The sequence below is a fragment of the Sphingomonas bacterium genome (genome assembly GCF_903643065.1).
GTDB lineage: Bacteria > Pseudomonadota > Alphaproteobacteria > Sphingomonadales > Sphingomonadaceae > Sphingomonas.
Map to the genome: position 1 here is coordinate 1 of NZ_CAHJWX010000003.1, position 23604 is coordinate 23604.

A 23604-nucleotide genomic window follows, 5' to 3' on the forward strand; every position below is an offset into this window, starting at 1 on the left:
GCAGCGGCCGCCGGGGGCGAGCCGCATCAGGGCGGCGCGGAGGTGGCGGAACGCCGCCAGCGGATCGGCGTGGCGGCCGACGCTGCGCGAGAAGGGCGGGTTGATAAGCACCGCGGTCGGCCGGATCGCCGGGGGCAACAGGTCGTGGATCAGCTCGGCGTCGTGGCGGGTGACGGAGATGCCGGGGAAGGCGGCCTGGAGCATTTCGGCGCGGGCCGGATCGAGCTCGTTGAGGACGAGGCTGGCGCCGGCGCGGCGCGCGAAGGCGGCGAGCAGGCCGGTGCCGGCGGAAGGTTCCAGCACCAGGTCGCTGGGCGACAGCCGTACCGCGAGCGCTGCGAGGTACGCGATCGACGCGGGCGTCGAGAATTGCTGGAGCTCGATCTGCTCCTCGCTCCGGACAGTGTGGGTCGGCAGGCTCGCCACCAGCTCCACCAGCTCGGCGAGGCAGGCGGACGGCTCGGGCGACAGTACGGCGCGCGCGAGGTGGAACACCTGCGCCAGTTCCAGGATGTCGTAGGCGTCGCGCAGCGACCAGCGGCCATCGGCGGAGGTGCCGCCATGGGCCTGCTCCATGACCCACAGCAGCGTCTCGCGCTGGAGTGAGCTGTTGCGGGCGATCGCCTCGGCGACGGCCTTGGCGGCGGTGATCGAGGGTTCGCTGAAGTCGAAGGCGAGGGCTGCGGCTGAGGTGCGCATCGAGGAGCTCCGTTCTGTCGCCCGGTGCTCATCACCGGATCAACAGGCCGGAGGCGCCCTCTCCTCTGTCACCCTTGGTTCGGTACGCTCCCGTCGCCGTGTTCCGCCTCGATCCGGGCGGCGAGCTGCGCGAGCGCGTCCACGTCGTCGATGACGCTCATCGCGTCGTCGTCCCGCCCATAGGCATCGAACAACTCCCCCGGCTCGGGCGCGCGCCGCATCGCGGCGCAGGCGGCTATGTAGGGTTTGGCGGCGGGGGTCTCGACCCAGCGCCAGAAGGCCGCGCCCTGATCGAACCATCCGACGGCGAACATGTCGGTGACGGTCTGCGCGTCCGATCTGTTGCCCGCGGCCGGGCCGAAGCGCGCCTGGATGTCGGCCGCCAGTGCGTCCTGCTCCGCGAGTTCACGGCCGACGGCATCGTGGTCGATCTCGGCGGCGCTGCGCGGTAGCGGTGCGCGGCCCTCCTCGAGCCAGCGCTGCAGGATCGGGACGGCTTCCGGGGTGACGGACCAGCGCACCAGGGCGAAGTCGTCGGGGAACGCGCCCGATTGGACCATGTGGAGGACCGCCTCGTTGCGGTCGGCGTCTTTCATCGGGCCGCCTCCTGAAGGAGATGGGCGCGCCAGGCGTCGTTCCAGTCGTCAAAGCCGCCGGGTGGGGGGCGGTTGACCACTTCGCGGCCGCCGGCAGCCAGGTGGTCGCGGGCCTTCTCGAAGAGACGTTCGGCCGCCCGCCCACGATCGGCATAGACGATCACGCGGCGCACCTTCTCCGGGATCGCGACGAAGGCGAGGCGCTCGACGCCGCCGAGCGCCCAGGTCGGGGTTCCCTCCCAAGCCATCGCCGACAGCGCATCCTCGATTCCTTCCGCCAGACCGAGTTCGTCGGTGGCGGGTGTGAGCCTGATCGCCGCGGTGCCGAGCAGCCCGAGCGAGACCTTGGGCTTGGCGATCGGCTTGCGCAGCACGTCCAAGGGATCGAGGAACGTGCGCTGGACGGCCACCACCTTCAGGTCGTTCTCGACCGCGGCGATCATCGCCGGCATCACTCGCTTGTCCGCGCCCGAGCCGAGGATCGTGGCGGGGTTGAAGCGGAGCGAGCGGGGAAGGGGGACTGGCAGCCCGCGCGCGAGGAGGTAATCCTCGGCGAGCGTGCCGGCGATCGGAACGCTCGCCTTCCACAGCCGCGAGGCGAGCGCGCCCATGTCGCGCTTGGGCTTGCCCTCTGGCATGGCGAGGGCGGCGCGATCGTGCAGGCGCTGGCGCTGGAGCGCCTTCATCACCTCGGCCGCCGTGCAGCCGGCGAAGCAGTGGAAGAGGATGGCGGTGTCGCCGAGCCGGACGGACAGGCTCGGGGACGTGTCGTCGTGCGCCGGGCAGCGGCACTCGCCCTTGGTGCCGCGCCAGATGCCGCCGAGCTTCTCGACGATGTTCCGGGCGCGTCGCTCAGCGTCGAGGGGCAAGCGCGCCATGGCGATCGTCCTGTGGGCTTGATAGGCTTCGGTCATCGGGGCCTCCGGAACAGTGAACCGGAGTCCCAGGGGCATCCTCCCCTCCGGGATGAACAAGCGGGCATGTTCCACTTGTGGTACAAGTCCGCACGCGAGCGTCGATGGATCGTCGGCGTTCCGGCGCGCCCGGCGGGATCGCCGCGCCTAGCCGTACAGCCCGGTGAAGAGGTCGCCGAGGGCGCAGCGCCGGAAGACGTTCCACCAGCGCCGCCGGCGATGCTCGGCCGCGTCGTGGATCATGTGGCAGCGCGGGCAGAGCGCGGCCAGATTGCGCCAGCGCGGGCCGCTGAAGGTCGGATCGTGGTTGAGGTGGGCGGTGGCAAGGTAGACGGGCCGGCGCGTCATGCGGACCGCTTCCAGCGCCACGAACGGGGGTTGGCGGCGGAGCTGGCGACCGCGGCCGTCGCACCAGGCGCGAATCTCGCCGTCCCACCACACGCCGTCGACGCCGAGCTGCGCGACGTAGCGGCCATGGGGTCGTCGACACCGCTCGCAACGCCCCTCCGCGCGGACGAACCGGACGATCGAGCTGATCTGCGGCCAGTCGATCGGGTAGAGCCAGCGATGTTCCGCGCGGATCGGCATCGCCGGATTCTGAGTCATCCGGCGCAGGAACGGAAGAAGAAAACGCAGCCTGGGACAGCATTTGCCAGCGCGGAGACACGGCCGCCGCGAGACGTTCCAGGCGAGGATCGTCACCCGGCAGGGCCGAGACCGCGTGCGGGCTCGGTCGTGGCGCAGCGGCGATAGAGCCGTGCCGGAGGCCGCTCCCGCCTCGCATCACTTCTCCTCGCCGCCGCCCTTGGCCAGGATCGAGAAAGTCTGCGCGACCAGCTCGGTCCGGTACTTCTCGTCGGCGCCTTCGCCATGCCTGGACTCGCGCGGCGTGCCCGTGACCCTGACGAGATCGCCCTTCTCGACTGCCTCAATCTGGGCGGCGACGTTCTGGAAGCACACCACGCTGTTCCACACCGTCTCGCTCTTCCACTCGCCGTCCTCGCGCCAGTTGTTGTTCACGGCGACGCTGACATAGGCGACCTTCTCGCGCCTTGTGATCTTGCCGACATTGCCGATGAGCTGGAACTCGGCGACATTCTTGGGCATCATATCCTCCTCGACAGGGGTGGTCATACAGGCAGAAGTCGCCGGATCGGGTCAATCGCGGTCCTACTCGCCATGGCGGAAATGGTATTCCGCGACGTTCGCCGGCGTCGCGTAGATCGCGTAGGCCCTCGTCCAATCATGGCTGATGGCCTGCTGCGCGGTCTCGAGCGGCACCCGGTGCTTGCACACCAGCCGCCAGATGACGTAGGCCAGCACGTTCTTGTCGCCGGCGTTCGCCTGTCCGCGCCGGGCCTGGAGCCAGAGGTCACGCGGGTCGAGCGGTGCGCCGCCGATCGAGATCGGAATGAGGTGGTCCAGCTCGTAGTTGGCCATGGGCTCGCCCGGATGCACTGCATCCATCATCCGGCGCTTGAGCGGCCCGGTGACGGAGTAGGCCGGGCGCGCCGACCGGGCGTAGCCGGGCACGCAGATGGTTCGGTCGATGTTCGCCTGGGTCACGCGCGCGTCGATCGCGCCGGGGGTAGTGGGGGGCGGCAGGATATCGGGACGCGGAAGCGGCAGTACCGGGCTGCGAAGCGCCTTCGACAGACCCGCGACCGCCGCGCAGAAGTCGCCGGCCCCGGCTTTCTCGCAACCCGTTCGCGGATCGGCGGGGGACCCAGGCGCAGGCGAGGGATGGTGCGACAAGGCGACGAGCCCGACGACCGCCATGCCGCCCAGCAGCGCCCGAGCCCTCACTGCCGGGCATCCTGACCGCCTCGATCGACGAGAACGGCATGGTGATCGTTAACGAGCGCCATAGTCCAGATATACCACAAGATGAAAATGGACGACAAGGGCGGTGGCGATTAGATAGTCAGGTCAGTGGGTGGCCATCCGCTCGGTGCGGAAGCCCCAGAGACTCTTGGCGAGGTCGAGTTCGTCGCGCTTCGCCTTGCCGACCATGCCGGCGAAATAGGCGCCCGGGGTGAGCCTGATCTCGTCGCGGGCGTTGCGTTCGGCGGTTATCATCACCGCGACCGCCGCGGCGTCCAGACCGAGCTTGTCGAGGGCGTCGACCCAGCAGCCGGTGCGGATGCCGAGGTCGTGACGGAGCCGGGCGGCGGCGCGATGAATGTCCGACCAGGTTGGGTTCCTGGCCCCGACGTACATGGCGGTGGTCGGGAACATCCCCATCAGTTCCGCCGGTCTCGCCTTGAAGGCGCTGTTCGAGGGTGACGTCGGGAGGTCGGCCAATGGGGAAGGGCGACCTCCCAGGTCAGAACTACAATTTCGCGCAGCCTGTACATTTTCAAGGGGAAGAGGATTGGTTTGTATCTGTATGTCGGGTTCGTTTTTTGACCCCGACGCGTCATTTTCATCGGAAAACATGAAGCGATCGATCGTATCGCCGACCTGACGCTCGACTTTCGGGAGATGCTCCAGCGCAGCGTGGTAGGCGGCGCTGTCCCGCGCGGCGCGCGCAGCGGCCGCCAGACCGGCCACTTGCTCGATCGCGTCCTGAAGCGCGAGCCAGTGCGATCCGGTCAGGCGCAGACAGGCGGCCTGGGCGAGCGCCTGGCCGACGAGGCGGCGCACGCGCGCAATCTTCTGCCTCCCCTCGTTAAAGAGCCGCACCTGCGCCGTGTAGCCCTCCGCGAGTGCGTGAAGCTCGTCGAAGCGGGTGCGCAACGGCGAGAGGTCGAGGCCGAACGCGGACGAGATTACGCCGCTGTCGTCGCGGCGTCCCGCGCGCCGGCCATGGCCGGCGTCGTGGGGCAGGATCAGGCCCGCATCACGGAGCTGGCGCAGGCGCGCCTTGATCGCCCCCACCGTTTTCCGGGCCGCGTCGGCGAGTGTCAGGTTGCTCGGCCACACGATGGGCGTTCGCCCGTCCCGCCAGTCCTCCAGCCGGGTGTAGCCGATCAGGTGGCGCAGGGTCTCGCGTGCGCCGGCGCCGAGACCGAGCGCGACGGCGGCCTCGTCCATCACGCGGTAGAGCTCGCCCTTGCTGGCGACCGTCGCCGTGCCCACCACCCGGGCTTCCAGGTCGCGCGCGATCCGGCGCGTCAGCGCGGTGATCGGGCGTGCGCCCGTCAGTCCCGTGAACGCCGTCTGGGTATAGGTCATCATTCGTCCCCTCTGTGGAGGGGCCGTCAGCAGGCAAGACGAAGACGTGGCGCGAAGCGCGCTCCCTTGAACCGAGGCTCCGAAACGGTTAGGTGGAAGATCGTGTTGGGATCGGTCCGCGTTTGGCGACGCGGCCACCTAGAAGTCTCAAGGGTGCCCGGCCTTCGTGCCGGGCATTCGTTTATGTGCTCACAGCCACTTCCCTTTTACCGGCCGCGAGTTGCGGCCAGCCCATCCCAATCTGTCCGACGCGGGAGCGGCACGGAAGCCTTCCGGATTCGTGCTTTCGGGCGGAGAACCCGGCCAATGTTCGTGTGATCGGGCGGAAAACCCCAACCGAAGCCGACCTCGCGAAGACCGCCGGCGGGCTCGTGGTTCGTGTGATCGGGCGGAAAACCCCTGCGGCAGGTCGTTTCGCCCTCCCGCGGCGGCCACGGATTCGCCTTTCGAGGCCTTCTGGCGCGCCATGCAGGGCCTGACCGGTCGTTCCGAGCCCGCGCAACGACGGAAGGCCAGGCCATGATAACGGACGGGAAAGCTCGGCGCGTCCTTCGTGTGATCGGGCGGGAAACCATCTCCTGGCCATAACCGCCGGATTCAGGCTTGGACGGGCGTCCTCTCGAGGCGGGTCGCCTGCCGCAAGCCGTCGATCGGCGTGATCGTCACGAGGGTGGAGAGCTTCGGGCGGCCGCCGTTGGGACTGCGCTCCTTCCGATCGGCCAGCGAGATTGAATATTCCGGGAGCGACTGATTCTTGGCCACTTCGCGCAGCGTGCGCTTGAAGCTCTCGATCGAGCGGGGTTCGAGCGAGCAGCCGACCCGGCCGGCCAGGTCGACCGTATCCGCCTCGAAGCGTGTGCCATCGACGCAGTTGAACTTGGCCAGTTCATAGAGCCGGCGCTCGATCGGCCCGAGCTTGAAGAAGTCGTCGTGGTAAGCGGCGATGCGGCGATCGGTGAGGATCGCTCGATGGAGCCAATCGCACAGCATCACCTCGATGTGCGTCACCTCGCGCTCGCCGCTGGGCAGCTTCTTGTATTTGATGTCGGCCTTCAGGAGCCAGGAAAAGGCGCTGTCCGATCCTTCGCCGCCGGTCTCGATGTTGGTGATGATCTGCGTGCCCTGGAGCCGGCTGAGCGACGCCTTCAGCGACATGTAGGAGCGCGAGGAGCGACTGGTGCCGGTCATCCGGAACAGGTCATTGGCGGTGAAGCTGACGACGCGCTCGATCGTCTCGCCGTTCTCGAGGCGGCCCACCATCAGGCTGGCGATGTAGAGCAGGATTTCCTTGTCGTAGATCGTCGCCACGCCGGTCTTGCTGGGATTGATCTCGATGCGCGCGATGTCGCTCTCGAAAGTCATGGGCTCCATCTGCGCCCGTTTCGTCAGGGCGAAGAACGGGAACTCAGCGACGGTGCGCTCACCTTGGATGTCGCCGTAGAGCGGGCTGTCCAGGCGAAAGAGATCGCCCTGGGGCGGAATGATCTTGGTCATGGCCTCCTCGGCGTCCGCTCCACTTCGCTCGCTCCTTCGAGCCCGGCGATCATGCAGCCCGATCGCGCGATCGGCAACCGGGGTCGGCCATGTCGGGTCCTGCCTAGCCGAGCGCGCAGTCCGGCGCAGCCGCGCGCATTCGTGTTATCGGGCGGAAAACCTCCGGGTCTGGTTCACGGAGCCGGCTGGGTCGGCCCGTCGACGAGAGCGGGCACAGCGTCATCGCCCGGCGCTGCATCGGCCTGATCGGCCTTACGGTCGCGGGCGAAACGCCGATCCTGATCGTAGCGATCAAGGAAGTTGAAGAGGGTCGAGCGGGCGACGCCGAAGCTCGCGGCGACCTTGGTGGCGGTGACGCCCGGCTTCTCCAGCTCGGCGCGGATCTGCGGAAGTTGCTCCGGGTCGAGGAGCCGCCGCCGGCCTCGGCGGTCGGCCGGGTGCGTCTTGATGCCGTGCAGGTAGCGGTAGTGCGCGTCGAGCGCGTCGAGCATCGCGCGGACCTTGTCGTCGGCGTCCGGCTCGACGACGATCCCCGACGAGATGATCTCGATCACGATGCCCTTGCGCAGCAGCGTCGACATCGCGCGGACCAGCGTCGTGGTCGAGAGCGTGATGCACGACAGATCGTACAGCTTGACGCGATCGCCCCGCTGGAGCTCGACGCCACCCTGCGCGAGCATCTCGGTCAGCTTGTTGAAGCTCTTCTTGCCGGCGACTACCACATGGTCGGCCGGATCGAGGAACGCTCTTTGCTCATCGATAGTGACCGACCCTTGGCATTCCGCGATAAACGCTACGGTGGTGCTCAACTTCCCCCTCCGCCGAGGACTTCACCGATGGAGACCCCGCGCGATTATGCTGCTGAGGGCTCTGAGATGCGCGTTCTACGCGCGCGATGCACCCCTCGGCAATAACATGGTGAATAGGGTTATCGTATCGCGTTGCGCTACCGTAACGATCTGATATCGGCTGCTTCTCGAATGTGATTGGGTGTTGCCAACCCCGTCACTTTGATCCAGTAACTTTGTTGGACTGTAATCGGACGGGGTAGCGTGCGTGCTTCCGACGGGTCTCACAGCTAAGGCGGTTCAGCTCTGCGCGGCAGGACTTGCCGCCCCGGGTGCGCCGCCCCCTGCGCGATATGCGATCTCGGTTCACACAGGCGCGACGCTGGCGCGCCAGCCCGAGAATGAAGCGGATGCCGAGGCGACGGTTCGCGACCTCATCACGCTCGGCGCCGATTTCGACGCTGGTCCCCTCACGATCAGCGGCCGCGATTTCGCGACTTACGGGGTGACGCCCGCGACGGTGTTCGACGCCTGCGCACTCGCTCATATAGACGACGGGAGCAAAGCACTGATACCGATCGGCGGTTCCGCTACGGTATCCGGCGTCTCCGCCCTTTTACGCCGCGCCTTCAACGCCCGAATAACCGACACCATTCGGCCGATGAACGCGAGCTACGGCGCGCGCTATAGCTGGCACAAATTTGGTCAGGCAGTCGACTTCGTACCCGCTAACGGCGTCGGCTCGATAACACGCGAGCAGGTCCGCGCCCTGATGGGCGCGGCCGGCATCCGTATCATCGAGCTGCTCGGTCCTGGGGACCGCGGCCATTCCAACCACTGGCACATCGCGTTCGCCCGCCCCGGCCAGATCATCGACCAACTTCGACCAGTCGAGGGCGACGAGGACTGGATGGTCGACGTCGCCAAGGGCGATGTTCCCCGCCAGGCTCACGGTGAAGCCGATGCATCTGTCGTGCCCGCGTCGGCTTCACAAACCGCAGAAAAGACTCCACCACAATGGGACGTCTTCGCCGCGGCGGAGCGGCGGGCTGTTCATGGGGGTGGATCATGATCGTACGGGCACTGAACAAGCTGGGCGGCGCAGCGGGCGGGATGGCGTTCCCGCTGGCGGGACTGGTGGCAGTCGCCGCGCCGCAGCCGGCTTACGCGGATGACGGCTGGGGGTGCCAAGTGGTGCTGTGCCTCGCCACGCCCGGTTCTCCCACGACCTACGCGGAGTGCGTCCCACCCATCACCAAGCTCTGGCAGCAACTCGCCGTGGGTGGAGGGTTCCCGACCTGCACCGGGGTCGGCATACGGACGAAATCGGCTAAGCACGGCTACAATCTGACCGTGACGCAATCGGATGGCACCGTCTCCCGCTATGCCCTCGACACCCGCTACCAGACGGTGACGCAGCAGTGATCTACAACGTCCCCGCCATCACCTCGCTGGCGCGACAATGCGCGCCGGAGATCGCGACGGAAGCCGTCGTGCCGCTCGTCGTGACGGAGAGTGGCGGGGACTCGCTTCAGATCAACGTCAACAAGGGTCCACGCGTTCGCGCCGGCTCGGTGGCGGCGGCGGCGGCGATCGTTCGCCGCTACATGGCGGCGGGGTACACGGTCGACGTCGGCCTCGCGCAGATCAACTCGGCCAATTTAGCCCGGCTGGGCGTGACGGTGGAGCAAGCGTTCGAGCCCTGTACCAACATGAGACTGGCCTCGACCGTCTTGCAGCAGGGTTATGGCCTCGCCAGCCGCTACTATAGCGGCATGGATGCGATTTCCGTGACCTACTCACTCTACAACACGGGAACGCTGACGCGCGGCCTGCGGAACGGCTATGTCGGTCGCGTGTGGTCCGCCGCCGCCACGCTGGGCTCGATCCGGTCGACGCCGCTTCTGCCGGGAGCGCCAGTGGCGGTGGTCGTGGGCGCGGTGCCTGCTCCCGCCACGCCGGCGGCGAACCGCAACGATTGGGTGGTCGGACAGGTCGCGGCCAATCAGGTCGAGGTGTTCAAGTGAGCGCCGAGAACAGCGTCGCGCGTGGCGGGCGGGAGCCGGGAGCGCAGGCGGAGCCGGCCGGGCTCGAGCTGCCGCCCGAGGTTCAGTCGCGCTACAACATCCGATTGGTCGAGACGCCGGGCGCCGAGCCGCGCTTCGGCCTGTTCGCGCCAGGAAACCGGGAGACGCCGGCGATCGAGATCACCGGCGACCGCATCGTGGCGCGTCGGGAGGACGCGGAGACGGTCGACAGCCTGGTCAAGATCGCCAAACACAACGACTGGGACCGGATTGACGTCGACGGCTCGCCGGAGTTCCGCAAGGCGGTCTGGACGGCCGCGTCGCGTGAGGGCCTCGCCGTCAGCGGATACGAACCGTCGTTCGTCGAGCGAGAGCAGGCGGCGAACGCCCGGCGCGAGGACGTGGCCCGACGCGACCAAGGAACCATGGCGGACGCTCCGGCGAGGCCCCGGTTCGACCCCGACGCGACGATCCCGGCGCGCTCGGCGCAAACGGTGCTGGCCGAGCGAGAGCGGCCGGCGACGGCCGACAAGGCGTTGTCGGATGCCGATAGCCGCCTGCTGCTGAAGGTCAGCGCGCTCACTGAGGACCGCAAGGGGCTTCAGGAAGGCCTCCGGCGGGACATGGACGTCTTCACGCGGGAGATTCAGTACGAGCGGATCGACGACAACCGTGGCGCCCTGAATGGGGCTTTAGATCGCGCGCTCGAGAGCCCGACGGTGGTCAAGGCCTTCGAACGCGCGGGATACGAGCCAGACGCGCTTCGCCAGCTCGGCCGCGGCGGCGAATGGGATACGGACGTCGCGGACGCGATCTACATGATCCGGTCCGGCAGTCACCGCGACACGCTCGGCCGCGAAGCCGGCGAGCGCCCGATCCTTGCGGATGAGATCAGGTCCGACCGCGAGGACCGGGCGGTCGCGGAGTCGACCGCGCCGGATGCTCGCCGGGCGAACGGCGAGCCGTCGCTGGTGCGCGAGGAGCAGCAACAGGCGGCCGCGGAGCGCCGGCACGAGGGCGACGAGCTGGCCGAGCTCTTCCTTCATGGCGCGTCGGAGACGGTGGCGAGGGATCCGCGACTCGCTGGCGCACGGGAGGTCCAGGCCGTCATGGAACAGCATATCGGCGAAGTATACCGGGGCGATGCGACGCAGGTGGCGTCGGCCAACCTCGAAAGCCGACAGATGATCTCGGACGCGCTCCGGCGCGGCCTGGATGTTTCGGTGCGTGAGCCGACGCCAGTTCGGCAGATCGAGCCGATTCAAGCACGCCCCGACCTGGAAAGATAAGTTATAATGGAGGTACACATGAAGTTTTCACCGAGAATGGGCCGGATGATGTCGGATCGCCGGGCCCGCCAAATCGTTGGGATTGCCGGCGTTCTGGCTCTCGTATCGATCGCCCAGCCGGCATTCGCCGACGGCACCGCCATCGAGTCCGGTCTCTCCACGATCAAGCAGTGGATGACCACGGTCGCGTCCGTGGTGGGCGTGATCGCCGTAATGGCGGTCGGCTACGCCAAGCTGACCGGCCGCATGGATTGGGGTCGCGCCGTCACGGTGCTGATCGGTATCGGCATCATCTTCTCGGCGGCGACGATCGTCGGCTGGATGGGCGGCGGAACGGCCTGACGTGGCCGAACAGGAGAAGCTCGCGGAGGACAAGGTCTTCCTGGCCATGACCAGACCATCGGTGTTCATGGGGTTGCCGCTCGAGGCGATCCTGCCGATCATCATGGTCTGCATGGTTCTGTGGGGGATCATGCACAACCCGTTCTACCCCCTGGCCCTGTTCGGGGCGCTCTACTTCCCGGCGCGCATGGTCGTTTACTACGACTTCAATGCATTCCGGCTTTGGGGCCTGTGGTTCCAGACCGTGTTCATGTCGAAGAACCGGAAGTTCTGGGGTGGCGGGAGCTATTCTCCCGTCCGCCTCGGCAAAACCGTGAAGCGGAAACAGTTCGGCAATGACTGACACCAGGCTGAAGCATAAGAAAGCCGCGGTTCGCGAAGTGGATGATATCAAGTTCATCCCGTACACGCGGCATGTCGACGACACGTTGATCGCTCTCGAAGACGGCTCGCTCATGCGCATGTATCGCGTCGATGGGCGGCCGTTCGAGACCAGCGATATCGGCGACCTGAACACTTGGCACAACAAGCTCAACATTGCCTGGCGCGCGATCGGCGACGATCGCGTGGCGCTCTGGACGCATCTCGTCCGAACCGCGACCGATCCCAACCTCGGCGGCGAGTTCCATTCGGACTTCGCGCGAACGCTCCAGGAGCGTTACGCCGAAGGGTTGAGGGAGAAGGTTCTCTACCACAACGAGTTCTATGTCACGATCATCGTGCGGCCGTCCAACATGGCTGGCGATCAGGTCACGCGCTGGTTCGGCAAGCGCAAGCCCGGTGCCGAGATCGATGATCGCGCCATGGTCATCATGGCGGACAAGTGCCGCGACTTCGAATCCCTATTGGCCGACACCGCGCCGGAGCGCCTGTCGCTCTACGAGCATGACGGCATCCTGTTCTCGAAACCGATGGAGATCCTGCACTTTATCCTCACCGGTGATCGCATCCGCATTCCGCTGCTGGACGGCAGGCTCGGCCAAGCGCTCTACCAGTCGCGGATCGTGTTCGGACGCGAGGCGGCCGAGATCCGGCTGCCCCACAAATCTCACTATCTTGGGATGTTCGGGGTGCGCGAGTACGTCGCCAGCACCCGGACCGGACAGTTCAACAGTCTGCTCACGCTCGATTTCCCATTCGTGGTGACCCAGAGCTTCGCGCCGTTGGTGAAGTCGGTCGCTAGCGAGCGGTTCTCCAAGAAGTACAAGCAGATGACGTCCTCGGACGACGCCGGCGTCAGCCAAGCGATGGAGCTGCTGGACGGCCAAGACGAGCTCATGGCGAACCGCTTCGTCATGGGCGAACATCACCTGTCGATCTCGGTCATCGACGACGATCCCAAGCGCCTCCTCGATCGACTGTCGATGGCGCGCTCCCGCGCCGCTGACACCGGCATGGTGATGGCGCGGGAGGACGTCGCGCTCGAAGCGGCCTTCTGGGCGCAGCTCCCGGGTAATTTTCGGATGCGGGCGCGGCCCGCCGTCATCAACAGTCGCAATTTCGCGGCGCTGAGCCCGTTCTACACCTTCCCGTCGGGCCGCAAGTCGGGGAACCACTGGGGAGACGCGGTGACGCTGCTCAAGACGCGCGCGGGTTCGTCCTTCTGGTTCAATTTTCACCGCGCCGACATCGGCCACACGCTCATCATCGGCCCGACGGGCGGCGGCAAGACGGTCCTGCAGAACTTCCTTCAGGCCCAGCTCGAAAAGACGGGCGCAAAGCAGGTCTTCTTCGACAAGGACCGCGGGGCCGAAATTTTCGTGCGGGCGTGCGGGGGCACCTATCTCACGCTCCGGAACGGCCAGCCGACGGGATTCGCGCCGCTCAAGGGGCTCGCCCCGAACGCCTACAACATCGCGTTCCTCCGCCAGTTCATCCGGGTGCTGGTGAGGCGCGAGAACAAGCCGTTCTCGGTCAACGAGGAGCGGCTGATCGACGAAGGTATCGACGCGGTGATGCGCCTTCCGTCGCAATCCCGCTCATTCGGGGCGTTGCGCGAGATGCTGGGCTACGCAGATGCGGAAGGGATCGGGGCGAGGCTCGAACGCTGGTGCCAGGACGGCGCGCTCGGTTGGGCGTTCGACGGCCCGCAGGACGAGGTATCCATGGCGGCTCGCTTCGTCGGGTTCGACATGACACAGTTTCTCGAGAACCCGGAAATCCGGACGCCCACCATGCTGTATCTCTTCCACCGCGTGGACGAGCTGCTGGACGGCCAGCGGGTGGTGGTTGACATCGACGAGTTCTGGAAGGCGCTCCAGGACGACGCGTTCCGGGCATTTGCACAGGATGGCCTCAAGACCTTTCGTAAGCGCAACGCCTTCATGGTGTTCGGCACGCAGTCGCCGGCCGACGCGCTGCGATCGCCGATCGCCCATTCCATCATCGAACAGACCGCGACCAAGATCCTCCTGCCCAACTCGGACGCGAAGCGATCGGATTACTGCGACGGTCTGGGGCTGACTGATGCGGAGTATCGGTTGATCCGCGAGGACCTGACGCCGGAGAGCCGGTGCTTCCTCGTCAAGCAGGGCCACACGTCGATCGTCGCGAAGCTCGACCTCGGCGGGATGCCCAACGAACTCAAAGTGCTTTCCGGCCGCGAGGAGACGCTCGTGGCCATGGAAGAGGCCATGGCTCTCGCGGGAAACGATCCGGCGGCTTGGCTACCCGCTTTCTACGCCAACCAGAGGAGAAGCTGACATGGCGCTCAAGCATATCATCCTGATGGCGGCGACGCCGTTCGCGCTCGCCGCTTTCGCCGCACCCGTCTCGGCGCAGGGCATCCCCGTATTCGATCAAACGGGCTACCTCCAGGCGCTCGCGACCGTGCAGCACACGGCGACGATGATCCAGCAAGGAGAGCAGCAGATCCAGCAGGCCCAACAGACGTTCAACTCGCTCTCCAAGCTGACGAACGTGAACAGTATCGCCCCCCAGCTAGTTCAGTCGGAAGTTCGCAACATTCTGCCAAATACGACGATAGATGCGACGACCCTATTAAGCGGTGATCTGACCAAGCTCGGCTCGCTCGGCTCCCTCGCATCAAGCATTCAATCAAAATATCAATTGTCAGGTAATTCCGACGCGGATACCGCTTATAATCAAGCCCTGAGAGACTCTACCGGCCAAGCCGCAACTATGGCTGCGTTAGGACAGAATACCTTGGCCGTGTCGCAGACACGGATGCAAGGGCTCGATCAACTCAGGCAGCAACTCAACAATGCCAAAGATCCAAAAGACGTGATGGATCTTCAAGCTCGCATTGCTGTCGAACAAGCTCAACTGCAAAATGATATGATTAAGATGCAAGCCATTCGGATGGCACAGGATGGTCAGTCGACACTAGCGCTTGCATCTACAGAAGCTGCCGCAGCACGTGCCTCAGACGCATCCTTTGCAGACGCCATTCTCAGGAAATGACCGTGCGTAGAGTCATTGGGGTTGTTTTCCTAACATTCATTGCCGGTTGTTCCCAACCTGTTCAGGTGCCAACTGAAGCTCAATTTGAGCAAAGTCCGAACCTGTTAAGCGCATGGATGATCAAGTGCCAGTCTGGCGAGTATAGTAACCTTGGTGCCGAGGAAAAGCAGCGGATGTGTGGTTCGGCTCAGCAAGCTGCAAATGTCTTACTGCAGCGTGAAGCCGCACGTAAGGCAGATGACTCCTTTTCAAGTGCCATTCTTAGTAAATAGATGTTACGAGTAAAGGAATGATAATCCCATGAGTGCGGCGCAGCCCTTCGCGGCGATGTACGGGTACATCGCATCCGCCATCGATACAGCGGTGTCCGGTTTCGGCTCGGGACTGGTTGCGTTTGTCGCAGCACCACTTGCTCTTGCAGCGACTATATACTTTCTTCTTTTAGGTTTTGCTGTTTTGCGTGGTGCTATCCAGGCACCCCTTCGAGAGCTTGTATTTCAAGCGGGTAAAGTAGGCTTTGCATTAGCCGCAGCCAGCGCTGTTGGCTATTCGGCGTTTGTAGTGACAGTGGTCAATAGATTACCGGAGGAGATCATTGCGGCTGGCACTGGTACACCCGTGACGAATCCTGGGACTACGTTCGATCTCTATGTTTCCGACTCAAATAAACTCACTAAAGCTCTTTGGGCGGCTGATTCCAAAGTGCAAAGTCAGCGGACCGGAATAACCGACGTCTCATTGGCTATCAGTAAGCTTGAATACTTCATACTTACTATGGTTGGTATTATCGTCATCTATGTATTCGCTGCTGTCTCGGGGGCAGTAGGCTTCTGTATCGTGATTTTTGCCAAACTCTCCGTAGCTATATGCGTTGCGCTTGCGCCTCTAGCGTTGGCCTGCTTGCTTTTCAATTCGTCCCGATGGCTTTTCGATGGATGGCTGAAGCAGACTGCTAACTACGTTCTTCTGATGGTTATAATGACAATTATGACTAGGTTTATTACAGGTCTACAAGTATCTGTTATGGATGATGTTATGAGTGGGGTTGGCAATGGAGCCGAGTTCCTAGCTGCTACCCCCGCCGGCATAGCTCTTGATGCTGGCCGGGTATTAGTAACGGTTGTAGCTGTACTCTTGATTTATATCGTCGGAACGATCTTCTTCTTCCAGTCGCCATCAATCGCTGCCGGCATTGCCGGGGGTGCGGCATCCGGCGGCCACGGCTTCCTTCAGACGGGAGCCAATATGATGACGAGCCGCCTCCTCTTCCGCCGGACCGCAGGAGGAGGCGGGTCTCCCGCCAGCGCTGCCCGGTCGGGTGGTTCGATAAGCCGAGCTGCCTAGCGTGGTTCTTCAACCATAACCTCGAACACGCCACGGCGCAGAACACGAACGGAGATCGTATGAATAGGGTGGCATTGGTGACGCTGAGCGCGCTCGCACTCAGCGGATGCACCGGGACTCACATTAAGAAGCCGGCGGTATGCGATGGTAAGCACAGGCGGCCGGCCAACCTCTACGGGACAATTCTCCCGACGCTCCCAATTCCTGTTCCCCTGTCTCAGGCTGGCGGTCAGTCGATGGTGGCACCGGGTCCCGGGCCTGGGCCTGGTGCATTGCCCGCCCCGCCGCCGGCACCACCGGTGGCCGACCCAGCGGCACCCGTGACGCCGGGACCGAACCCGAGCCCATCACCAGTTCCGTCACCGGGCGGCGCGGACAGCTCGACGTCAACCGCACCGACCACGGGTGCCTCCACCTCCGCACCCAAGGCACCGCAGACTTCGCAGCAGTCGATCGCGCTGTCCTACTACTCATGCTGACAGAGGAATCGACGCGATGGCGCGCGTGAAGGCCGAAGACAAAGAGAAGTACCTCGAGACCGCGAGGACGTGGGAATACGATCGGATGCGCGCCGCAATCCAGTCGAAGCGGCTCGCCTGGGGCGTTGCGGGCGGTGCCTGCGCGCTCGCCGTCGCCTCCGTCGCCGCGGTCGTGATGCTGACGCCTTTGAAGACGGTCCAGCCCTATGTCATCCGGGTCGACAAGACGTCGGGCGAGACGGAGATCGTGACCGCGCTGAAGGGGCCGCAGCCCCGCACTTATGACGATGCAGTCAACCGCTACTTCATCTCGCAATACACCCGGTTGCGCGAAGGATGGCTGAACGACGCAGCGCGCGAGAACGCCTACAACGTCATGCTTATGAGCGATCAGGCGGAGGCGAGCCGGTATCTCGGCGGCGTCCAATCCAGCAACAAGAACGCCCCGTCCAATATTTACGGCGACAAGGGTTACGTTTCTATCGCGATTCGGACGATCAGCTTCCTGAGCCCGACGGTGGCGCAGGTTCGCTACTCCAAAATTATCACGTTCGGACAGAACACCCCGGTTGCGCAGAACTGGAACGCGATCATGACTTTTAGATACACGACGGCCCCGGAGCACGAGAAGGACCGGAACCTTAATCCGCTCGGCTTCCAGGTCGTGAACTACCGCTCGGATCCGGAGGCCTGACATGAACGAGCCGTCAACCACCCCGGAGACCGGCGAGCGCGTCGTCGTTCCCTTCCTCCCCGCGCTGCGCAAGAAGCTTGGGAACAAGCTCTCGCCGCCGGCGACCGAACTCGTCGTGACGGACAGCGGCTTGAAGAGCCGCGTCTGGCGCGGCGTCGGTGCGATCTGGAAGCGCCTCGTCCTGTTCTCGGCTGCCGGAGCGATCACGACGACGTTCGCGCCTCACCCGGCCTACGCCAGCGAGGTTCCCAGGCCCGGGTACAAGGACTCTCGGGTCCGCAACGTCAACTACGACCCCGACCAGGTGGTCTCGATCCAGGGCAGCTTCCGGCACGCCATCGAGATCCAGTTCGGCCCCGGAGAAACCATTACCCAGGCGGCGCTGGGCGACACCATCTCGTGGCAGATCGCGCCCGTCGGCAACATCATCTTCCTGAAGCCGCGCGAGAAGGCCGCTCCGACGAACCTGATCGTCGTCACCAACGCCGGCGGCTCACCCCGGACCTACCATTTCAATCTCACCCTCGGGACGGCCGAGACGATGTACGGCGTCCGCTTCCATTACCCGCAGGAGGAGCGCGCGCTGGCGATCCTCCAGACACAGCTCGCCCAGGCCGCAGAGGCCAAGACCCTCGAGACGAACATCACCGCGTCCGCGCTCGACCACGCCGTGATCGAGGGCACCCGCAACATGAATTATACGGTCCAGGGCGACTCCGCGCTGCAGCCGACCGAGATCTCCGACAACGGGGAGTTCACGGTGATGCGCTACCCCGGCCACGCCGACCTGCCGTCGATCTTCGCGGTGGACGTCGACGGCACCGAGACGATCGTGCCCTACGACGTGCGCGAGGACTTCGTTGTCGTCCACGCCGTCTATCGCCAGCTCCGCCTCCGGCGCGGGACGACGGTGCTCTGCGTCTACAACGAGGCTCCCCTGAGAAACGATCGCGGCGATCGCACCGGCACCGTGTCGAACGTTGTCCAACGTAAGGTGAAAGGGCAGTAAGATGGCCGACAGCATCATCGACCGGGGCGGCGTGGTCGGCCCTGACACCGTGCCTTCCCAGCAACCGGAAACCGTCGTCGCGCGCAGCGGCGGTATCGGCAACGTCGCCCTCATCGGTGCCGGTATTGCCCTGATCGGCGCGATGGGCGGCATCGCGATCGGCTACGGTGCGTTCCATCGCTCGGCCACCACCACGGCCGCAGCCGAGCCGGCGAAGGCGAGCGATCGGGCGGTCGCGGACGTGATGAACTCTCCCGACGCCCAACGCGCCCAGCTCGCCAACCAGCTTGGCCAGTCCGGCGCGCAGCAAACCGACATCTTCGGCCGGCCGGTGGCGGGGACACCGACCCAGCCGACCGTCGATGCAAGCGGCAACGCGGTCCCCGGCGCGACCACCACCACCGCCGCGACGGGAGGCGGCCAGCAGACGCCCGAACAGAGGCGCGCCGAACAAGCGCGCTCGATGGCGGATGCGGCGCGGCGATCACCGATCATGGCATTCGGCGCTTCCGGCCTCGCCTCGGCTTCGCCGGGGATCGGTGGACAGGATGAGGTGGGCCAAGCGCCCGGCCAGGTCGACGCGTCCGGCCGCCCCGCCGGGCAGTCGATGGTGGCTGCCCAGAATGGGCGGAACCTCGGCGCCAGCGGCTTCGGAGCGCCTGGCGAGGAGGGCGGAGCGCAGGCAAAGGGCCCGACCGACTTCAACGACCAGCTCGCCCACTCCGCGATCCAGACTGTACGGGCGACGATGGTTGCCGATCGCAACCTGCTCCTGAGCGCGGGGACGGTCATCCCCTGCACGCTTCAGACCGCCATCAATTCCACCCAGGCGGGCTTCGTCTCCTGCGTCATCAACCACGACGTCTATTCGGAGAACGGGCGGGTCGTGCTGCTCGACAAGGGCACCAAGGTCCTCGGGCAATATTCGGGTGGGATCACCCAAGGCCAAGCGCGCTTGTTCGTTCTATGGACCCGGGCCCTGACTCCGCGTGGTGTCGCCATCGACCTCGGGTCGCCTGCGGCCGACAGTCTCGGCCGAGCCGGGCTTCCCGGCGGCGTTGACACGCAGTTCTGGGCACGGTTCGGGGTCGGTTTGGTGATCTCGGTCTTGGAGGATGCGTCGCAAATCGCCAGTCGAAGCCTTGCCGGTCAGGGAAGTAACACCACGCAGGTTCCCAGCAACACCGGATCGACCGTCCTCTCACAGACGATGCAGATCCGCCCGATCCTCAAGAAGAATCAGGGCGACACCGCCGCGATCTTCGTGGCAAAGGATTTCGACTTCCGCACAGTCTATGATGTGGGGCTGAGGCGCTGAGCGATGTTCTCGCAATCCGCATCGCTACTCTACTCCCATAACGCCGAGCCGATCAGCCGACATCTTGAACGGGACGACGTCACCGAGCTCGTCGTCAACGAGCCGGGCATGATCGGACTCGAAACGCGTGGGGGCTGGGAGTGGCACGAGGAGCCGGCGCTGAACAACGCCGCGCTCATGACGCTGGCGAAGCTGATCGCCGGCCTCACCAAGCAGGACGTCAACGCCGAATATCCGATCTGCTCCTCGGTACTGCCGGGCGGCGAGCGTGCGCAGGTGGTGGTGCCGCCAGCGGTCGAGCAGGGGTTCATCTCGATCACGATCCGCAAGGCGTCCGGCGTGTCGATGAACCTCGACGACTTCGAGCGGGCGGGCCTCTTCAGCGAGGTCCGGGCGCACGGGCTCGGTGAGGAGGTCGACTCCCGTCTCCTCGCCTTCCGCGCCGCCGGCGACTGGAAGGCGTTTTTCCGGCTCGCGGTGGAGTCGCGGAAGAACATCCTGATCTCCGGCGCAACGGGCTCCGGCAAGACGAGCTTTTCCAAGGGGCTCATCAAGCTGATCCCCGACTACGAGCGGATCCTGACGATCGAGGACACCCGCGAGCTCGTCGTGCCCCAGCGCAACCACGTCCACATGATGTATGCGAAGGACGGCAAGAGCCTCCAGAAGGCCGGCGCCAAGGAGTTGCTCGAGTCCGCGCTCCGGATGCGGCCCGATCGCATCCTCCTGCAGGAGCTGCGCGACGGGACCGCGTTCTTCTACCTGCGCAACGTCAACAGCGGCCATCCGGGCTCGATCACGACGGTCCACGCCAACACGGCGGAGGGCGCGCTGGAGCAGCTCACCCTGCTCGTGAAGGAGTCGGAGGGCGGCAACGACCTCGACCGCCACGATATCCGCGCCCTGCTGCGCTCCCTGGTCGATATCGTGGTACAGATGGACCGCCTGCCACCCGGTGAAGGACGGCCCGCTCGCTACCGGATGACGGAAGTATGGTTCGATCCCGCGGGCAAGCCCCGCGATTGAGAAGGAGATCGGCGTGAGCGGGAAATGGGTTCGCAGCGACGAGGGAGCTCAGCCGGGGGCGATCGTCTTCCTGGCGCTCATAGGCATGGTGGCGAGCGCGGCGATCGGCACCGTCGCGGTCCTGTTCAGTGCCCACCTGCTCAGCGGCCATACCCCTTGGCGGAGAGTGCCGGGCGCGCTCTGGACGTTGAAGGCTTTACCGATTGTCTACAAGCCGTTCCTCGTCGGTTTCGGGATCGGCATGGTGCTGACGGTCATCGCCATCATCTCGACGCTGTTCACACGTCAGAAGCTGCACGGTGAAGCTCGCTGGGCGCGGGTCGGCGAGGTCCGCCGCGGCAAGCTGCTCGGCACCGCCGGCATCGTGCTGGGCAAGTTCGGCGGCAAGGTGATGCGCTTCGATGGCTCCGAGCATGTACTTCTCGAGGCACCTACGCGCGCCGGCAAAGGCGTGGGTGTCATCATCCCCAACCTTCTCGACTGGCCGGACTCCCTCGTCGTGCTGGACGTCAAACAGGAGAATTGGGACAATACTGCGGGCTACCGCCTGAAGGAACTGGGCCAACGCGTGGTGCTGTTCAATCCGCTCGATTCCAAGGGCAACACCGCCCGCTACAATCCGCTGAGCTACATCAACCGGCAGGATCCGGTGGAGGTCATCAACGAGCTCCAGAAGATCGGCCAAATGCTCTTTCCCGATCCTGTGTCGGGTGAGAACTTCTGGGCGGAGAGCGCGCGGACCGCGTTCCTCGGGGTCGCGGCCTATGTCGCCGCGACGGTCGACGATAGCGATGACGCCCTGCCGTTCACGATGGGCGAGGTCTACCGCCAGTTCGCCGCCGGCGACGCCGCCAAGCGGTTCCCCAAGATCATCGCCAAGCGAGAGCAGGCGGGCACGCCGCTGTCAGGCCCTTGCGTGTCGGCGCTACGCGACTTCATCACTGCGTCGCCCAACACCTTCACCTCGATCCGCCAGTCGGTGACGGCCAAAATCAACGCCTGGCTCAATCCTTATGTCGACGCAGCGACGTCGGAGAGCGACTTCGACCTGAGCGAGTTCCGCGACAAGCGGATCTCGCTTTACCTGGGCGTCTCGCCCGATGATCTGGAGCGCGTCGCTCCGATTTACGGGCTCCTGTTTCAGCAGCTGATCGACCGGAACGTGCGCGAGCTGCCCAAAGACGGCCGCCACCCGGTCAAAGTGCTGGTGGCGCTCGACGAGTTCGCCAGCCTTGGAAAATGCTCGGTCCTTGCCCAGGCGTTCAGCTACGTCGCCGGCTACGGGCTTCGGCTGCTCCCCGCCTTCCAGTCGATCGAGCAGATTCAGGGCGTGTACGGCGACAAGGTGGCGGCCGACATCGAGCGCAACTGCGCGGTTCGCCTCGTCCTGCGTCCGGCCGGGCTGTCGGACGCCAAGAAGATTTCCGAGCAGCTCGGCACCTACACGTTCAAGGCCCGGTCCCGGAACATGGGGACCTGGGGTGGCGGTGGCGGGTCGACGTCGGAGTCCGACCAGCGCCGGCCGCTGTTGCTGCCACAGGAGGTCGAGATGCTGCCGGAGAACGATCTCATCGTCTTCCGGCGCGGTATGTACGCGACCTACGGGAAGAAGGTTCGGTACTACGACGAGAAGAAGCTGAAGGCGCGGACGGAAATCTCGGTGCCGGTCATGCCGGCGATTCGGGTCGACCCGGCGATCGCCCACAAGAGCCTTCGTGTCATTCAGGCGGCCGAGGCCGAGGGCGACCAAGCCGCAGCTACCGGGCCGGCAGCGTCGGCAGGCGTCGCGGCTGCCCTGGCGTCCGCGACGATCACGCCGGCCAAGCGTCGGTTGAATAGGGCGGCAATCGACGCCGCCCAGGCTGCCCCGCCTCAGGAGCGTGTCGCGCGCCTGTTCGAGAGTGTAGTAGTGCTGGAAGCCAAGGCAGCCTGACGGCGGCAAGCTCGGCCGCGTACCGCTCGATAGGACGGCCTTTGGCCGGCACCGTATTTGCGCTTCAAGGCGCGGGTGGAAGGGGGCTTCACCCCCCTTCTGGGCAAGGGCTGGACCGTCTCCGCGCACGCGCTCCGCTTGGCGATCGCCAGGTGTCCCCACCCTTCCCTCCGCTGCACTCCAGTGCAGGGCGGGTGATCCCCCTCCCCCGCGATCGAATAACAATGAGCGAAAGGGCTACATTTCTGGTGGGAAGCGGAATGGCCGCTTACGGGCGGTGATCGCGAGAAGGCGGACGTTCGTTCAGGCGGCGGGGCAGGGGGCTCGAACGCCTGCCGTTGGTGGATTGCGGGCTCACCGCTTTCGGACGCCAGTCGCAGGTTATCAGGCGTTCGTTCATGCGCTTCGCCAGATCGCGATTGCGGCGAGGATTGGGGGGTGCAGCCCGCTCCCGGAACGCTCAGCTAGATGTTTGGTCCCAGGGATTGATGGTGCAACAACCACGAGCGAGTGGAAGGAAGCGCTATGGGCCAGGTTCTACACGGGAGCGCCACGACGACAGAGGTCGTCCGTCGAGCGATACAGCATAGTAAAGAGAGCCTGAGGGCGCTGGCGAGGCGCCACGGCGTCAACCAGAAGACGGTCGCCAAGTGGCGCAAGCGGTCGTCGACGGCCGATCTGCGGACCGGACCCAAGGAGGCCCGTTCCACGACGTTGACGATCGAGGAGGAAGCCGTGGTGGTGGCGTTTCGCCGCCACACGCTGCTGCCGCTGGATGACTGCCTCTATGCGCTACAGGCCACGATCCCGCATCTGACGCGCTCCTCGCTGCACCGCTGCCTGCAGCGTCACGGTATCAGCCGGCTGCCCGAAGTCGATGGCGACAAGCCCGCTCGGAAGAAGTTCAAGGCGTACCTGATCGGCTACTTCCACGTCGATCTCGCCGAGGTACGGACCGAACAGGGCAAGCTGTACCTGTTGATTCCCGCTGAGAGCTGACCCGGGGAGTGCCAAGTTTCCGCTGAGAAGTGACCCATGTTTTGACCTTTTCC

The 23604-nt window shown here is 65.2% G+C and carries 23 protein-coding genes and 2 pseudogenes; 16 read left to right on the top strand and 9 right to left on the bottom strand.

Going from position 1 to position 23604, the window contains the following annotated elements:
* From HUU95_RS00255 to HUU95_RS00295, 9 genes and pseudogenes are all read right to left on the bottom strand, one after another.
* Window positions 1–699, bottom strand: a pseudogene (locus HUU95_RS00255) (23S rRNA (adenine(2030)-N(6))-methyltransferase RlmJ); the annotation flags it as partial.
* A 68-nt stretch (window positions 700–767) separates the two neighbouring features.
* Window positions 768–1295, bottom strand: a complete 528-nt coding sequence (locus HUU95_RS14390) for a hypothetical protein (protein WP_254602527.1) — start codon at window positions 1293–1295, stop codon at window positions 768–770.
* Window positions 1292–2269 (bottom strand): DUF7146 domain-containing protein, encoded by a 978-nt coding sequence (locus tag HUU95_RS00265; RefSeq protein ID WP_254602528.1) that lies wholly within the window; start codon window positions 2267–2269, stop codon window positions 1292–1294. The genes HUU95_RS14390 and HUU95_RS00265 overlap by 4 nt, the downstream gene beginning before the upstream one ends.
* 87 nt (window positions 2270–2356) lie before the next feature.
* Window positions 2357–2797, bottom strand: a complete 441-nt coding sequence (locus tag HUU95_RS00270) for a hypothetical protein (protein ID WP_174278237.1) — start codon at window positions 2795–2797, stop codon at window positions 2357–2359.
* 195 nt (window positions 2798–2992) lie between these two features.
* On the bottom strand, window positions 2993–3316 hold the full coding sequence (locus HUU95_RS00275; protein ID WP_174278238.1) for a single-stranded DNA-binding protein: 324 nt from the start codon (window positions 3314–3316) through the stop codon (window positions 2993–2995).
* A gap of 63 nt (window positions 3317–3379) precedes the next feature.
* Window positions 3380–3988: a hypothetical protein gene (locus HUU95_RS00280; protein ID WP_254602529.1), complete on the bottom strand. Its 609-nt coding sequence runs from the start codon at window positions 3986–3988 to the stop codon at window positions 3380–3382.
* 150 nt (window positions 3989–4138) lie between these two features.
* Window positions 4139–5386, bottom strand: a complete 1248-nt coding sequence (repC, locus tag HUU95_RS00285; RefSeq protein WP_174278239.1) for a plasmid replication protein RepC — start codon at window positions 5384–5386, stop codon at window positions 4139–4141.
* Window positions 5387–5983: 597 nt separating this feature from the next.
* Window positions 5984–6880, bottom strand: a complete 897-nt coding sequence (locus HUU95_RS00290) for a replication initiator protein A (RefSeq protein ID WP_254602530.1) — start codon at window positions 6878–6880, stop codon at window positions 5984–5986.
* A 173-nt stretch (window positions 6881–7053) separates the two neighbouring features.
* Window positions 7054–7689, bottom strand: a complete 636-nt coding sequence (locus tag HUU95_RS00295; protein ID WP_174278240.1) for a Hin recombinase — start codon at window positions 7687–7689, stop codon at window positions 7054–7056.
* Window positions 7690–7936: 247 nt separating this feature from the next.
* On the opposite strand from HUU95_RS00295, the gene HUU95_RS00300 reads away from it, so the two are divergent.
* From HUU95_RS00300 to HUU95_RS00375, 16 genes and pseudogenes are all read left to right on the top strand, one after another.
* Window positions 7937–8740: a muramidase gene (locus HUU95_RS00300; RefSeq protein ID WP_174278241.1), complete on the top strand. Its 804-nt coding sequence runs from the start codon at window positions 7937–7939 to the stop codon at window positions 8738–8740.
* Window positions 8737–9093 carry a hypothetical protein gene (locus HUU95_RS00305; protein WP_174278242.1) on the top strand — a complete coding sequence of 119 codons (357 nt, stop codon included), beginning with the start codon at window positions 8737–8739 and terminating at the stop codon, window positions 9091–9093. Before HUU95_RS00300 ends, HUU95_RS00305 begins: the two co-directional genes overlap by 4 nt.
* Window positions 9090–9695: a lytic transglycosylase domain-containing protein gene (locus HUU95_RS00310; protein WP_174278243.1), complete on the top strand. Its 606-nt coding sequence runs from the start codon at window positions 9090–9092 to the stop codon at window positions 9693–9695. The genes HUU95_RS00305 and HUU95_RS00310 overlap by 4 nt, the downstream gene beginning before the upstream one ends.
* Window positions 9692–10984, top strand: a complete 1293-nt coding sequence (locus tag HUU95_RS00315) for an LPD7 domain-containing protein (RefSeq protein WP_174278244.1) — start codon at window positions 9692–9694, stop codon at window positions 10982–10984. The genes HUU95_RS00310 and HUU95_RS00315 overlap by 4 nt, the downstream gene beginning before the upstream one ends.
* Window positions 10985–11002: 18 nt before the next feature.
* Window positions 11003–11326 carry a TrbC/VirB2 family protein gene (locus HUU95_RS00320; protein ID WP_174278245.1) on the top strand — a complete coding sequence of 108 codons (324 nt, stop codon included), beginning with the start codon at window positions 11003–11005 and terminating at the stop codon, window positions 11324–11326.
* Between the two features lies 1 nt (window position 11327).
* Window positions 11328–11669 (top strand): type IV secretion system protein VirB3, encoded by a 342-nt coding sequence (locus HUU95_RS00325; protein ID WP_174278246.1) that lies wholly within the window; start codon window positions 11328–11330, stop codon window positions 11667–11669.
* The gene (locus HUU95_RS00330) at window positions 11662–14028 is read left to right on the top strand and encodes a VirB4 family type IV secretion/conjugal transfer ATPase (RefSeq protein ID WP_174278247.1); all 2367 of its coding nucleotides are present in this window, start codon (window positions 11662–11664) and stop codon (window positions 14026–14028) included. Before HUU95_RS00325 ends, HUU95_RS00330 begins: the two co-directional genes overlap by 8 nt.
* A gap of 1 nt (window position 14029) precedes the next feature.
* Window positions 14030–14749, top strand: a complete 720-nt coding sequence (locus HUU95_RS00335; protein ID WP_174278248.1) for a type IV secretion system protein — start codon at window positions 14030–14032, stop codon at window positions 14747–14749.
* Window positions 14746–15021: a hypothetical protein gene (locus HUU95_RS00340; protein ID WP_174278249.1), complete on the top strand. Its 276-nt coding sequence runs from the start codon at window positions 14746–14748 to the stop codon at window positions 15019–15021. The genes HUU95_RS00335 and HUU95_RS00340 overlap by 4 nt, the downstream gene beginning before the upstream one ends.
* A gap of 28 nt (window positions 15022–15049) precedes the next feature.
* Window positions 15050–16093 carry a type IV secretion system protein gene (locus HUU95_RS00345; RefSeq protein WP_174278250.1) on the top strand — a complete coding sequence of 348 codons (1044 nt, stop codon included), beginning with the start codon at window positions 15050–15052 and terminating at the stop codon, window positions 16091–16093.
* A gap of 495 nt (window positions 16094–16588) precedes the next feature.
* A complete protein-coding gene (locus tag HUU95_RS00350; protein WP_174278251.1) occupies window positions 16589–17266 on the top strand; it encodes a virB8 family protein in 678 nt (225 codons plus the stop codon).
* A gap of 1 nt (window position 17267) precedes the next feature.
* Window positions 17268–18275 (top strand): TrbG/VirB9 family P-type conjugative transfer protein, encoded by a 1008-nt coding sequence (locus tag HUU95_RS00355; protein ID WP_174278252.1) that lies wholly within the window; start codon window positions 17268–17270, stop codon window positions 18273–18275.
* Between the two features lies 1 nt (window position 18276).
* Window positions 18277–19593, top strand: a complete 1317-nt coding sequence (gene virB10, locus HUU95_RS00360; RefSeq protein ID WP_174278253.1) for a type IV secretion system protein VirB10 — start codon at window positions 18277–18279, stop codon at window positions 19591–19593.
* 3 nt (window positions 19594–19596) lie between these two features.
* Window positions 19597–20619 carry a P-type DNA transfer ATPase VirB11 gene (virB11, locus tag HUU95_RS00365; protein WP_174278254.1) on the top strand — a complete coding sequence of 341 codons (1023 nt, stop codon included), beginning with the start codon at window positions 19597–19599 and terminating at the stop codon, window positions 20617–20619.
* An 85-nt stretch (window positions 20620–20704) separates the two neighbouring features.
* Window positions 20705–22552 carry a type IV secretory system conjugative DNA transfer family protein gene (locus HUU95_RS00370; protein ID WP_217429679.1) on the top strand — a complete coding sequence of 616 codons (1848 nt, stop codon included), beginning with the start codon at window positions 20705–20707 and terminating at the stop codon, window positions 22550–22552.
* 525 nt (window positions 22553–23077) lie between these two features.
* Window positions 23078–23536, top strand: a pseudogene (locus HUU95_RS00375) (IS481 family transposase); the annotation flags it as partial.
* Between the last annotated feature and the right edge of the window lie 68 nt (window positions 23537–23604).